The sequence below is a fragment of the Arthrobacter sp. MSA 4-2 genome (genome assembly GCF_016405885.1).
In the GTDB taxonomy this organism is placed as follows: domain Bacteria; phylum Actinomycetota; class Actinomycetes; order Actinomycetales; family Micrococcaceae; genus Arthrobacter_D.
Map to the genome: position 1 here is coordinate 16,617 of NZ_JAEKGC010000012.1, position 12,385 is coordinate 29,001.

General features: G+C 71.1%; 11 protein-coding genes and 1 tRNA gene. 7 read left to right on the forward strand and 5 right to left on the reverse strand.

Annotation, left to right across the window (positions count from 1 at the left end):
- Positions 1-78 precede the first annotated feature (78 nt).
- A complete protein-coding gene (locus I6N91_RS13500; protein WP_198813498.1) occupies positions 79-1,056 on the reverse strand; it encodes a YafY family protein in 978 nt (325 codons plus the stop codon).
- A 112-nt stretch (positions 1,057-1,168) separates the two neighbouring features.
- Here I6N91_RS13500 and I6N91_RS13505 point away from each other — a divergent pair, with 112 nt between their 5' ends.
- A complete protein-coding gene (locus I6N91_RS13505; protein ID WP_198813501.1) occupies positions 1,169-1,798 on the forward strand; it encodes a type 1 glutamine amidotransferase family protein in 630 nt (209 codons plus the stop codon).
- Entirely contained in the window at positions 1,795-2,355 is a 561-nt protein-coding gene (locus I6N91_RS13510; protein WP_198813503.1) for a DinB family protein, read from the forward strand. The genes I6N91_RS13505 and I6N91_RS13510 overlap by 4 nt, the downstream gene beginning before the upstream one ends.
- An 86-nt stretch (positions 2,356-2,441) precedes the next feature.
- On the opposite strand, the gene I6N91_RS13515 is transcribed toward I6N91_RS13510, so the two are convergent.
- From I6N91_RS13515 to I6N91_RS13530, 4 genes are all read right to left on the reverse strand, one after another.
- Positions 2,442-2,517, reverse strand: a tRNA-Arg gene (locus I6N91_RS13515).
- A 98-nt stretch (positions 2,518-2,615) separates the two neighbouring features.
- Positions 2,616-4,133: an FAD-dependent oxidoreductase gene (locus I6N91_RS13520; RefSeq protein WP_198813505.1), complete on the reverse strand. Its 1,518-nt coding sequence runs from the start codon at positions 4,131-4,133 to the stop codon at positions 2,616-2,618.
- Positions 4,130-4,999, reverse strand: a complete 870-nt coding sequence (locus tag I6N91_RS13525; protein WP_198813507.1) for an FAD:protein FMN transferase — start codon at positions 4,997-4,999, stop codon at positions 4,130-4,132. Before I6N91_RS13525 ends, I6N91_RS13520 begins: the two co-directional genes overlap by 4 nt.
- A 3-nt stretch (positions 5,000-5,002) precedes the next feature.
- Positions 5,003-5,539: a hypothetical protein gene (locus I6N91_RS13530; RefSeq protein WP_307843360.1), complete on the reverse strand. Its 537-nt coding sequence runs from the start codon at positions 5,537-5,539 to the stop codon at positions 5,003-5,005.
- A gap of 225 nt (positions 5,540-5,764) precedes the next feature.
- Here I6N91_RS13530 and argS point away from each other — a divergent pair, with 225 nt between their 5' ends.
- Genes argS through thrB form a run of 5 tightly spaced genes read left to right on the forward strand, consistent with a single transcriptional unit; the run spans position 5,765 to position 12,315 of the window.
- Entirely contained in the window at positions 5,765-7,414 is a 1,650-nt protein-coding gene (gene argS / locus I6N91_RS13535; protein ID WP_198813509.1) for an arginine--tRNA ligase, read from the forward strand.
- Between the two features lie 2 nt (positions 7,415-7,416).
- Entirely contained in the window at positions 7,417-8,901 is a 1,485-nt protein-coding gene (gene lysA, locus I6N91_RS13540) for a diaminopimelate decarboxylase (protein WP_198813511.1), read from the forward strand.
- On the forward strand, positions 8,898-10,226 hold the full coding sequence (locus I6N91_RS13545; RefSeq protein ID WP_198813516.1) for a homoserine dehydrogenase: 1,329 nt from the start codon (positions 8,898-8,900) through the stop codon (positions 10,224-10,226). The genes lysA and I6N91_RS13545 overlap by 4 nt, the downstream gene beginning before the upstream one ends.
- On the forward strand, positions 10,227-11,348 hold the full coding sequence (thrC, locus tag I6N91_RS13550; protein WP_198813519.1) for a threonine synthase: 1,122 nt from the start codon (positions 10,227-10,229) through the stop codon (positions 11,346-11,348).
- Positions 11,341-12,315 carry a homoserine kinase gene (gene thrB / locus I6N91_RS13555; RefSeq protein WP_198813522.1) on the forward strand — a complete coding sequence of 325 codons (975 nt, stop codon included), beginning with the start codon at positions 11,341-11,343 and terminating at the stop codon, positions 12,313-12,315. The genes thrC and thrB overlap by 8 nt, the downstream gene beginning before the upstream one ends.
- Positions 12,316-12,385: the final 70 nt, after the last annotated feature.

The following is a 12,385-nucleotide window of genomic DNA, read 5'->3' on the forward strand; positions in this document are numbered from 1 at the left end:
GGGAAGGCGAGCGGCCGGAAGGGAGCGTGCCCGGCGTCCGGGATCCCTGCGGCGTACCTCTCCGCCGTCCGGAACCCGTCAGCGGGCGTACACGGTTCCGGCGCGGCCGGCGGCCCGCCGCAGCCGCCCCGCGAGCTCGGCGGCCCGTACCCTCATGGCCTCGGGCTCCAGAATCTCAAACTCGACATCGAGGGAGGCCAGCTGCATCAGGGGGTAGTCGAGCGAATCGAAGCCCGCCCGAAGGATCGTGGCGTCGGGGCCGTCGCTGGTCAGCTCGGCGATCTCCGCCGGAATCCGCTGTTCAATCTCCCGGATCCCCGCCGAGAGGCGGATGACGGCGTCGTAGCTGTAGGGGGAGCGGGTGATCGACTTCTGCACATACCGGGCCAGGTCCGTCGCCGGCAGCGGCCGGCCCGTGAACCGCGCGCGGGGGGAGGGGATGCTCCGGCAGCGGTCCACCCGGAACGTGCGCCAGTCCTCCCGGACCGTGTCCCAGGCCACCAGGTACCAGCGCCGCCCGGTGTCCACGAGCCGGTACGGTTCGGCGAGGCGGCGGGAGGATTCGCCGTCGTGCCGCTCATAGCGGAAGGCCACGATACGGCGTTCCGTGATTGCGGCCGACAGGGCTGTCAGGACCGCAGGATCGACCGGGGTGCTGGGCGCGGCCATGCGGGTCACCGCCGACCGCAGTCCGGAAAAGCGGGGCCGCAGCCGCGCGGGCAGCACCTGTTCCAGCTTGGTGAGCGCCCGCACCGAGGCTTCCCCAACGCCGGCCACGGGGCTGGCGGTGACGGCGGTCAGCCCGATCGCCACGGCGAGGGCCTCGTCATCATCGAGCAGCAGCGGCGGAAGCTGCGCCCCGGCACCGAGCTGATAGCCGCCGGCGATACCCGGCGACGCCGAAATGGGGTAGCCAAGGGTGCGCAGCTTGCCGATGTCCCGGCGCACCGTCCGCTCGGTCACCTCCATGCGCTGGGCGAGGGCGGGGCCCGTCCACTCCCTGCGCATCTGCAGGAGGGAGAGCAGGTGGAGGAGGCGGGCCGAGGTTTCCAGCATGAACCCAAAATACCGCGGACCGAGGACAGAACCTGTCCTCATCGCTTTTTAGGCTGGGGGAAGATTCACACCGGGTGGCCTGCGCCGCAGGCCCACGACTCTAGGAGACGCCATGGGCTCACCATTGAACGTTCTGCTGTACCTTCCCGAGGGGATGGCCGACTGGGAGGTCGGGTATGCGTCCGCGGAACTCTCCGGCGGACAGTTCCTGCGCCCGGAGCGGCAGGTGTCCCTCTCCACCGCATCCGCCGGCGGCGGCCCGATCCGCACCATGGGCGGCATGACGGTCGTCCCGGACACGGCGCTCGCCGACACCCCAGGCGAGCAGATCGACGCGCTGATCCTGCCCGGCGGGACGAGCTGGGACTCCGCCGCCAACGCCGACGTGCTCGACCTCGCCGCGCGGCTGAAGGACCGGGGTGCCCCCGTAGCGGCCATCTGCGGCGCCGTCGATGCCCTGGCCGGCGCGGGGCTGCTCAACGACGTCGCGCACACCGGCAACAGCGCCGACTCCCTCGCGTCCCACGAGGGGTACTCGGGGTCCGCACTGTACCGGGAGGAACTCACCGTGAGCGACGGCGGGGTCGTCACCGCGGGGTCCTGGGCACCCGTGGAGTTCGCCGCCGAAATCTTTCGCACGCTCGACGTGATGGACGAGGAAATCCTCGGAAGCTGGCTGCTGTTCTGGGGAAAGCGCGATGTCCGCGGGATCTACCAGCTGATGGAGGCGCAGGCCGAATGAGCACCGCCGGAGAACTCGCCGAGCAGCTCTCCTGGCACTGGGAGAACCAGGCGCGGCCGCGGCTCGAGGGGCTGACCGACGCCGAGTACTTCTGGGAACCCGTACCCGGCTGCTGGAGCCTTCGTCCGCGGGAGGAGGCGCGCGCGCCGGTCGCCGCGGGCGTAGGACGGTTCGTCCTCGAGTACGCGGTTCCGGCGCCCGAGCCCGCCCCGGTCACCACCATCGCCTGGCGGCTGTGCCACCTGATCGTGGGTGTGCTGGGGGAGCGGGTCGGCTCGCACTTCGGCGGGGAACCGATCACCTACCGCGGTTTCGACTACCCGGAAACCGCCGAGGCCGCCCTGGCGCGCCTCGACGGGCTTTACGGGCAGTGGATCGGTGCCGTGTCGGGCCTCAGCGGGGAGGAACTCGCCCGCCCCGTCGGTCCCGCCGAGGGCCCGTTCGCCGAGTACCCGATGTCGGCCCTGGTGCTCCATATCAACCGGGAGATGATCCACCACCTCGCGGAGGTCGCCCTGCTGCGCGACCTGTACCGCGACGGCCCGGCAAAGGAGTAAGGGCGCAAGGGCGCACCGGGGGAAAACAAAGCGCCGCCGTCCCGAAGGACGGCGGCGCTTGAATGCCGGTTTTTCCACCCGGCCGGTGGTGCCCTCGATAGGATTCGAACCTACGACCTTCTGCTCCGGAGGCAGACGCTCTATCCCCTGAGCTACGAAGGCATGGGACGGTTTTTCTCCGTCTCCGTAAGGGACTTAATGAGCTTAGCAGGTGCACTCGGCGGAGTGGAAACGCGCGGTTCCCCGGCGCGCGGACGGGGCTAGTAGCCGAGGAACGCGTCGGTGGTGACCCTGCCTCCGCCGGCCTTCCGCACCGCGGCGCGCAGGTGCGAAATGATCAGCGGCGAGCCCGAGACGTAGACCCGCCGGGAGGCCAGGTCGGGCACCTCGGCGGACAGCTGTTCCGCGCTCGGGTAGCCCGCCCCGGCGTAGCGCCAGCGCGCCGGCAGGCTGACGCCGTCGTCGGCCGGGTCGTGCGGGGCGAAGAGGATGACGGGCGTGCCGAGCTCCGCGAGCTCCTCCCGGTAGGCGATCTCGTCCGCCGACCGCACCACGTACACCAGCACGACGTCGCGGTCCTGGCCGCGCCGGGCCACGTCGCGGAGCTGGCTGATGAACGGGGTGATGCCGATCCCGCCCGCCGCGAGCAGCAGCGGAACCGATGGGTCCTTCGGCAGCCGGAAGTCTCCGCCGACCAGGGTGCCGGTCACCATGGCGCCTGACTTCAGGCCCAGCAGCGCCTTTTTGAAGCTGCTTCCCGGTTCGCTGACGCGCAGCCCGAAGCTGAGGGTGTCCCGGTCCTGCGGGGCGGAGGTGATGCTGAAGACGCGCCGGGAGCCGCGCCCGTCGGTGCGTTCGTGCGGCAGGTTCAGCTCCATGTACTGGCCCGCCTCGAACCGCACCGGGTGCGACGGGGCGAACACCAGCTCCGAACTCGTCGGGGTGAGGTCCCGGCGGGCGGTGAACCTCAGGCGGACGCTGCGCCGCTGCCCCATGAGGAAGGCGACGGCGTTGCCGATGACGAGCGCGAATTCCGGCCCGAGGAACACCGGGCCGAGCGAGGGCTGGGCGGCGAAGACGAGGGCGACGACGGCGGCGGTGACGAGCTGCTGCCAGCGCAGCGGCGGCAGGGTGAGCGGTTCGGTCAGCATGAACCCGACGAGGAAGAGCACCGGGTAGGAGACCAGGACCAGCTGCACTGCGGCCAGCGGCGCAAGTCCGCCCGCGGCCAGGCCCGCGACGAGGATGCCGGCGCTCAGCACCACGAAGACGGCGCCCATGATGAGCTTGCGCGTCCGGTACAGGAGCACAAGGGTGCCTACCAGCACGAAGGGGAGCAGGTAAGGGTTCGCTACCCACCAGCCGGCTGCGGACAGTCCGAACAGCGTCGCGACAACGGCGCCGGCGGCCGCCGGGTTGAAGATGTGCCGGCCGCGGACCGCGAGGAGGAATTTCGAGGCCGCGGCGGCGAACCCGGCGACGGCGATACCGCCGAGCCCGGGCCCGTCCAGGGTGGGGAACATGATGAAGAACAGGATGAAGCCGGTGATCAGCGCCGACTCATTGTGCGGGCGCATCCGCAGAATCATCGCCATGATCCGGGTGCCGCCCCAGGTGGAGACCAGGGCGGTGGCCAGGGTGGCGGTGAGCTCCGCGGGGCGGAAGGCGAGCAGTCCCGCGGCCGAGAAGCCCAGCGAGGCCACAGTGAGCAGGATCAGGAGGGAGAGGGTCAGCCGGTACATCGAGATCCGGCCCAGCAGCTGGTCGATACCGTTCATGGGGTGAACAGTGCTCCGTTCAGGGTCGGGGAAAAGCGGGCGTGCCCGTCGGAGAACACCTGCACGAAATCGAAGGCGAATTCCGCGGCCAGCACTTCGGGTTCGGCGAGGAACAGTGCCGTGGCCAGGGCATCGGCGGTCATGGTGTCCGCCGCGAGGACCCAGGTCGCCACCACGGTCGAGACGCTGGTGCCGGTGCGGGCGTCGATCACGTGGTGGAGGCCGTCGCCCCAGGCCCTGCGGTTCGAGGCGGAGGCGCACAGCGCCCGGCCGTGGAGCTGCACGGTGCCGATTGCCCGCGCGGGATCATAGGGATGTTCGAGCCCCACGGTGAGGGCCGTGGCGCCCGTGTGGAGCATATCGCCGCTGGCGTCGACGAGGAATTCGGTATGGCCCGCGTCGGTGAGCAGCCCGCCCACGAGGTCGACGAGCTGGCCTTTTCCGGCGGCGCCGACGTCGAGGGTGACGGGCCCGTGCGCCGTGACGACCGGGCCCTCCCAGTCGAGTGCCTCATCCCAGACCCGGGCAGGGGCGGGCGGGCCCTTGGGGGTGAAGCTGTAGAGAGCGTCGTAGCCCTGGTGCTCGAGGACGGACCCGACCAGGGGTGACATCGAGCCGTTCGTGAGCCGGTACAGCTTTTGGTACAGCCGGCCCAGCGCCGCGCCGTGTGCGGGAAGCGCGAGCCGCCCGCCGCCGGCGGCGAGGGCGGCCACCGCGGAGTCGGGGCGGAAGCGCGAATACAGGGCGTCGTAGTCCTCAATGAGTCCGGCGATGGCGGCCCGGACCTCTGGCTCCAGCGCAACGGCAGTGTCGATCTGCCAGCGGGTCCCGATGGCCTCGAAGATGAAGCTGCCCCCGACCGCCATGAACTAGAGCTTGGCTTCGCTCTTGATTCGATCCGTCGCCTCGGCGAAGCCACCGCTGGTGAGGGAGGACCCGGCCACCTTGTCGACCTTCAGCTCGTCGAGCTTCTTGCCGACGATCTCCTCCTGGATGCCGCCGCTGAAACGCTCCTGGTACAGCTTGGCCGTGGGGTTGGACGGCATCGGCTCGGTGGTCACCGCCGTCACGACGTCCTTCTCCAGGGTCAGGGTCACCCCGATCTCCTCGGTGCCGCCGGGGGAGACATACGAGCCGACCTGGGTGAAGTCGCCGTCCTCGTACGCCTGGTCGGACGCGGCGGGCGCCGCTTCGGTGGGCTCGGCGCTGGCCGGTGCCTCGGGTGCCGCGCTGCTGGCCGGGGCACTGCTCGCGCCCTCCCCTGCGGGTTCCGAGCCCGGCGAGGGGGCCGTTCCGGCGCAGCCCGCCACACCCAGGAGCGACGCCGCCGCCAGTGCGTGGAGCATGCGCTTCCCGGTGATGCTGCGGGTGCGGGTGTCGGCGGGTCCGGCTTCGAGGTCTTTCACGGCGGTTCTCTCCTTGACGGTAGGGCCCGGGGATCGCCCGGCTGGTTGTGCCGGGCGGACACTGGTAACTCAACAATTGTGCAGCAGCCCGGCGGGGAACAACCCGGCTGACCTGTATTCGTTCCCGGAGGGGGTCCGGATGGCGTCCGGAGGCCCAATGCTGCCCCGGCTGTCCCACCCGTCACACAAAACGGCAGCCGCGGCGCACGCCGTTATGCTGGACGGGTGACTCCTGAAGAACTCTCCTCCGCTATTTCCGCCTGCCTGAAGACCGCCGTCGCCGACGGGGAGTTCGACATCGAGCTCCCGGCGGAAGTGCGCGTCGAGCGGCCGAAGAACCGCGAGCACGGGGACTGGGCCACGAACATCGCCCTGCAGCTGTCCAAGAAGGCCGGCATGAACCCCCGCGAGTTCGCCGGGATCCTCAAGAACCGCCTCGAGGCGATCGACGGCGTCGCCTCGGTGGACATCGCCGGACCGGGCTTCCTCAACATCACCCTCGACGCCGGAGCCGCCGGCGAACTCGCCCGCACCATCGTCGAGGCGGGCCCCGCCTACGGGACGAACACCACCCTTGCCGGCCGCAGGATCAACCTCGAGTTTGTCTCGGCCAACCCGACCGGGCCGATCCACATCGGCGGCACCCGCTGGGCGGCCGTGGGCGATGCGCTGGCGCGCATCCTTCAGTCGCAGGGCGCCGACGTCACCCGCGAGTACTACTTCAACGACCACGGGGCGCAGATCGACCGTTTCGCCCGCTCCCTCTACGCCAGCGCGCTGGGCCAGCCGGCGCCCGAGGACGGCTATGGCGGGGACTACATCGTCGACATCGCCAACCGGGTGCTCGCGAAGGACCCCTCGATTCCGTCCCTGGACGAGGCCGACGCGCTCGAGCAGTTCCGCGCCATCGGCGTGGACCTCATGTTCGGCGACATCAAGAAGTCACTCCACGAGTTCGGCGTCGACTTCGACGTCTACTTCCACGAGCACTCCCTGTTCGAGAACAACTTCGTCGAGGGCCTGCTCGAGCAGCTCAAGGGCTCGGGCAACCTCTTCTTCGAGGACGGCGCCTGGTGGCTGAAGTCGACCGACTTCGGCGACGACCGCGACCGCGTCGTCATCCGCTCCGACGGCACGCCCGCCTACATCGCCGGCGACATCGGCTACATGGTGAGCAAGCGCCAGCGCGGGTTCGACCTGAACATCATCATGCTCGGCGCCGACCACCACGGCTACGTGGCCCGGCTCAAGGCCGCCGCCGCGGCGCTCGGCGACGATCCCGACACCATCGAGGTGATGATCGGCCAGCTCGTGAACCTGGTGAAGGACGGCACGCCCGTGCGGATGTCCAAGCGTGCCGGAACGGTCGTCTCTTTGGAGGACCTCGTCGAGGCGGTGGGCGTCGACGCCGCCCGCTACACCCTCGCGCGGTTCTCGGCCGATTCGAACATCGACATTGACCTCGACCTGCTGACCAAGCGCAGCAACGAGAACCCCGTCTTCTACGTCCAGTACGCCCACGCCCGCACCCACGCCGTGGAGCGCAACGCCGTCTCCGCCGGTGTCGACACGAGCAGCTTCGACGCCTCGACCCTGGGCCACCCCACCGAGGGCGAGCTCCTGGCCGCCCTCGGACAGTTCCCCGGCGTGGTGGCGCAGGCTGCGGCCTTCCGGGAGCCGCACCGCGTCGCCCGCCACCTCGAGGTCATCGCCGGCACCTACCACCGCTGGTACGACGCCTGCCGCATCGCGCCCATCGGCGGGGAGCCCGTCGAGGAGGTCCACCGCAGCCGGCTCTGGCTGAACAACGCCACCCAGCAGGTGCTTGCGAACGGACTGTCGCTGCTCGGCGTCTCCGCCCCGGAAAGGATGTAGGCATGGCGGCCGGATCACCCCTCGCCCCGGACTGGCTCACGGTCCCCGCCGACCCCGCCGCGCTGGAGCGCAAGCTGTGGGCCCGCGACGTGGCGCGCTCCGCCGACGGGGTGCTCGCCGTCGGCGGCGTGTCCGTCAAGGAGTTGGCCGCCGAGTTCGGCACGCCGCTGTTCGTGGTCTCGGAGGCCGACTTCCGCGCCCGCGCCGCCGGCTTCCGGGACGCGTTCCGTGCCGCCTTCGCCGCCATCGGCGGGGAAGTGGACGTCTACTACGCCGGCAAGTCCTTCCTCTGCTCGGAGATCGCCCACTGGGTGTCCGAGGAGGGGCTGAACCTCGACACCTGCTCCGGCGGTGAGCTCGCCGTCGCCATGCGCGCCGGGCTGCCCGGGGAGCGGCTGGGCCTTCACGGGAACAACAAGTCGGCCGCGGAGATCGGCCGGGCGCTGGACCTGGACCTTGGCCGGATCGTCGTCGACAGTCTCCAGGAGATCGCGATCGTCGGCGACCTGGCCGCGGCCCGCGGGGTGCGTGCCAACGTGCTGCTGCGCCTGACCCCGGGCGTCCACGCCTCCACCCACGAATTCATCGCCACCGCGCATGAGGACCAGAAGTTCGGCCTGTCCCTGGGCGCGGACCCCTTCGATGCCGAGGGCGCCTCCCCGGCCTCCCGCGCCGTCGACGCCGCGCTCGCCCACCCCGGCCTGCGCCTGCTCGGGGTCCACTGCCACATCGGCTCGCAGATCTTCGAGGCCGAAGGCTTCGAACTCGCCGCCCGCCGCCTGCTCGGCTTCCTGGCCGCCGTCCGGGACCGGCACGGCGTCGAACTTCCCGAACTCGACCTCGGCGGCGGCTACGGCATCGCCTACACCGAGGCCGACGAGCCGCGCGGACCGGAGGAGATCGCCGGGGCGATGGCCGCCGTCGTCGGCTCCACCTGCGCCGACCTTGGGCTCGCCGTCCCGCGGATCTCGATCGAGCCGGGGCGGGCGATCGTCGGCCCGTCGACCTTCACCCTCTACACCACCGGCACGACAAAGACGGTCCACGTCGACACCGTCCCGGCGGGGCCCGGGCAGCCGTCCACCGAGCCGCGGCGCTACGTCTCGGTCGACGGCGGAATGAGCGACAACGCCCGGCCCGTGCTCTACGACGCCGACTACTCCGCGGTGCTCGCCTCGCGCGTCTCCGGCGCCGACCCGGCGCTGTCCCGCGTCGTCGGCAAGCACTGCGAAAGCGGAGACATCGTGGTGCGCGATGTCTACCTTCCCGGCGACACCGGGGCGGGGGACCTGCTCGCCGTGCCCGGCACCGGTGCCTACTGCTGGGCGCTCTCGAGCAACTACAACTACCTCGGCCGCCCGCCGGTGGTGGCCGTCGCCGGCGGCACCGCCCGGCTGATCGTCCGCGGCGAGACCGAGGCGGACCTGCTGGCCCGCGACGTCCAGCGCGCCGCCACCCCAACCCCAGGAGCCCGATCCAGCGCATGAATCTCACCGATGCCCCCGCCAAGCCCCTGCGCGTCGCCCTGCTCGGCGCCGGAAACGTCGGCTCCCAGGTCGCCCGCATCCTCCTCGACGACGCCGCGGCACTCGGCTCCCGTGCCGGCGCGCCCCTTGAGCTCATCGGCATCGCCGTGCGCTCGCTCGAGGGCGACCGCGGCCCCGGAATTCCCCGCGCCCTGCTGACCACCGACGCGGAGTCCCTCGTCGAGGACGCCGACATCGTCATCGAGCTGATGGGCGGCATCGAACCGGCCCGCACGCTGATCCTGCGGGCCATCGAGCACGGGGCCACGGTGGTCAGCGGCAACAAGGCGCTGTTCGCCCAGGACGGCCCGGCCCTCTATGAGAAGGCCGACGCCGCCGGCGTGCAGCTCTCCTACGAGGCCGCGGTCGCCGGGGCGATCCCGATCCTGAGGCCCATCCGCGACAGCCTCTCGGGGGACCGCATCACCCGGGTGCTCGGCATTGTCAACGGCACCACGAACTACATCCTCGACCAGATGGACACCACCGGGGCGCAGTTCGCCGACGCCCTGCGCGCCGCACAGGAGCTCGGCTACGCGGAGGCCGATCCCACCGCCGACGTCGAGGGGCACGACGCCGCGGCCAAGGCCGCGATCCTCGCCTCGCTGTCCTTCCACACGCGCTTCGCCCTGGAGAACGTGTACTGCGAGGGCATCACGCAGGTCACCGCCGACGACATCGCCGCGGCGAAGGCCGACGGGTACGTCATCAAGCTGCTCGCCATCGCCGAACTGCTCTCCGACGAAGCCGGCGACCCCGGGGTCAGCGTGCGGGTGCATCCCACGCTCCTGCCCCGGGACCACCCGCTGGCCGCGGTGCACGGCGCGTTCAATGCGGTGTTCGTCGAGGCCGAAAACGCTGGGGAACTGATGTTCTACGGCCAGGGCGCCGGCGGCACCCCCACCGCGTCGGCCGTGCTCGGCGACGTCGTGAGCGCCGCCCGCCGCATGGTCCTCGGCGGGCCGGGCCGCACCGAGACCACCACCGGGCACGTCCCGGCGCTGAGCATCGACACCGTGAGCACCAGCTACTGCATCGGGCTCGACGTCGCCGACCAGCCGGGGGTGCTGGCGCGGATCGCGGCGATCTTCGCCGACAACGGCGTCTCCATCGAAACCATGAGGCAGAGCATCCACCAGCCGGACCCCGGCGCGGAGGGGACCGCGGAGCTGCGGATCGTGACCCACCGCGCCACCGAGGCCTCGCTCGCGGCGACCGTCAAGCAGGTCGCGGCGCTGCCCGTCATCAATTCAGTGACATCCGTTCTTCGAGTAGAGGGAATCTAAGTGGCCCACCAGTGGCGCGGGGTAATCCGCGAATACGCCGACCGACTGCCCGTGACCGAGTCCACCGAGGTCGTCACGCTCGGCGAGGGAGGCACCCCGCTCGTGCGGGCCCGGGCCCTCTCGGAGCTCACCGGCTCCGAGGTCTACCTCAAGGTCGAGGGGATGAACCCCACCGGCTCCTTCAAGGACCGCGGCATGACCATGGCGATGACGGCGGCCGTGGCCGCCGGCGCCAAGGCCGTCGTCTGCGCCTCCACCGGCAACACCTCGGCCTCCGCCGCGGCCTACGCCACCCAGGCCGGCATCACCTGCGCCGTACTGGTGCCCGACGGCAAGATCTCGATGGGCAAGCTCAGCCAGGCCATCGCCCACGGCGCCCAGCTGCTGCAGGTCAACGGCAACTTCGACAACTGCCTCGACGTTGCCCGCAAGCTCGCCGAGGCCTACCCGGTGTTCCTCGTGAATTCGGTGAACCCGGCGCGGCTCGAGGGCCAGAAGACCGCCGCCTTCGAGGTGGTCGACAGCCTCGGGGACGCCCCCGACTACCACCTGCTTCCGGTCGGGAACGCGGGCAACATCAGCGCGTACTGGAAGGGCTACAAGGAGTACGCGGCGCCCTACGCCACCGCGGACGGCGAACTCGCCCCGGTGGCGACGAAGACCCCCGTGATGTGGGGCTTCCAGGCCGAGGGCGCCTCGCCGCTGGTGAAGGGCCACCCCGTCACCGAGCCCGACACCATCGCCACGGCCATCCGCATCGGCAACCCGGCCTCCTGGGACCTCGCCGTCGCCGCGCGGGATGAATCCGGCGGCCTGATCGAGGCCGTCAGCGACGACGAGATCCTCGAGGCGCACCGCTGGCTGTCCGCACGTGAAGGCGTCTTCGTCGAACCGGCCTCCGCCGCCGGCGTGGCCGGGCTGCTGAAGAAGCACGGCCAGGGCCTCGCGCCCAAGGGCAAGACCATCGTCATCACCGTCACCGGCCACGGGCTGAAGGACCCCCAGTGGGCCCTGCGCACCGCCGACGGCTCCGACGTCGAGCCCACCAAGGTCGAGTTCGACGTCGTGAGCGTCGCGGCCGCCCTGGGGCTCGAAGAGACCGCGGACCGGGCACGTGCCTGAGGACGCCTTGCTCTCGGCCCCCGCACGCCTCGTCGACTCCGGCCAGGCCGTTCGGGTCACCGTGCCGGCGACGAGCGCGAACCTCGGCCCCGGGTTCGACAGCCTGGGGCTGGCCCTCGGCCTGTTCGATACGGTGCGCGTGCGCACCCTCGACTCCGGCACGACCGCGGTGCTCCCCACGGGGGAGGGCGCCGGGGTCCTGCCCACCGACGGCTCCCACCTCGTGGCCCGCGCCCTCCTCGAAACCCTCGCCAACGCCGGCTGGTCGGCGCCCGGCCTGGAGATCGAGACGGTCAATGTGATCCCCCACGGGCGCGGGCTGGGCTCCTCCGCCGCGGCCATCGTGTCCGGTGTGCTCGCTGCGAACGCGCTGCTGCCCGAAGCCCACCGGCTCGACGACGCGGCGGTGCTTCAGTGGTGTTCAACCCTTGAGGGCCACCCCGACAATGTCGCCCCGGCGCTGCTCGGCTCCCTCGCCATCTCCTGGGAGACCGGCAGGGCCTTCCAGAGCACCCGGGTGGAGGTCCACCCCGACATCATCCCGATCGCCGCCATCCCCGACACCGCCCTGTCCACCGAGAGCGCCCGCGGGCTGCTGCCGACGTCGGTGCCGCACGGGAGCGCCTCGGCAAACGCCGGCCGCGCGGCGCTGCTCGTTCACGCCCTGACCGTGAGGCCGGACCTGCTCCATCCCGGCACCCGCGATGCGCTGCACCAGGAGTACCGCGCCTCGGCCATGCTCCCGAGCGCAGCGCTGATGCAGGCACTGCGGGCGCAGGGGTTCGCGTCGGTGATATCCGGTGCCGGGCCGACCGTCATGACCTTCGCCGTCGGCGAGGAGGAGGCAGCACGGGCACTCGGGGCCGCCCGCGCCCTCGCCGCCGCGTCCGACACGCCGGGCGGCTGGCGGATTCTTCGGCTCGATGTTGCGCGGGAAGGTGCTAAAGTGGAAGTGCACCAAAGGTAGGAACCGTACTTACAGTTCTGAAGAGTGCCTCTGTTGAGCCGGCCGTCCTTGTCTTAGACCGCCGAGAAAC

Coding starts and splice junctions, on each gene's coding strand:
- I6N91_RS13520 (WP_198813505.1), bottom strand. CDS start 4,133: ATGAACGGTATCGACCAGCTGCTGGGCCGGATCTCGATGTACCGGCTG.
- I6N91_RS13525 (WP_198813507.1), bottom strand. CDS start 4,999: ATGGCGGTCGGGGGCAGCTTCATCTTCGAGGCCATCGGGACCCGCTGG.
- I6N91_RS13505 (WP_198813501.1), top strand. CDS start 1,169: ATGGGCTCACCATTGAACGTTCTGCTGTACCTTCCCGAGGGGATGGCC.
- I6N91_RS13510 (WP_198813503.1), top strand. CDS start 1,795: ATGAGCACCGCCGGAGAACTCGCCGAGCAGCTCTCCTGGCACTGGGAG.
- lysA (WP_198813511.1), top strand. CDS start 7,417: ATGGCGGCCGGATCACCCCTCGCCCCGGACTGGCTCACGGTCCCCGCC.
- I6N91_RS13545 (WP_198813516.1), top strand. CDS start 8,898: ATGAATCTCACCGATGCCCCCGCCAAGCCCCTGCGCGTCGCCCTGCTC.
- I6N91_RS13500 (WP_198813498.1), bottom strand. CDS start 1,056: ATGCTGGAAACCTCGGCCCGCCTCCTCCACCTGCTCTCCCTCCTGCAG.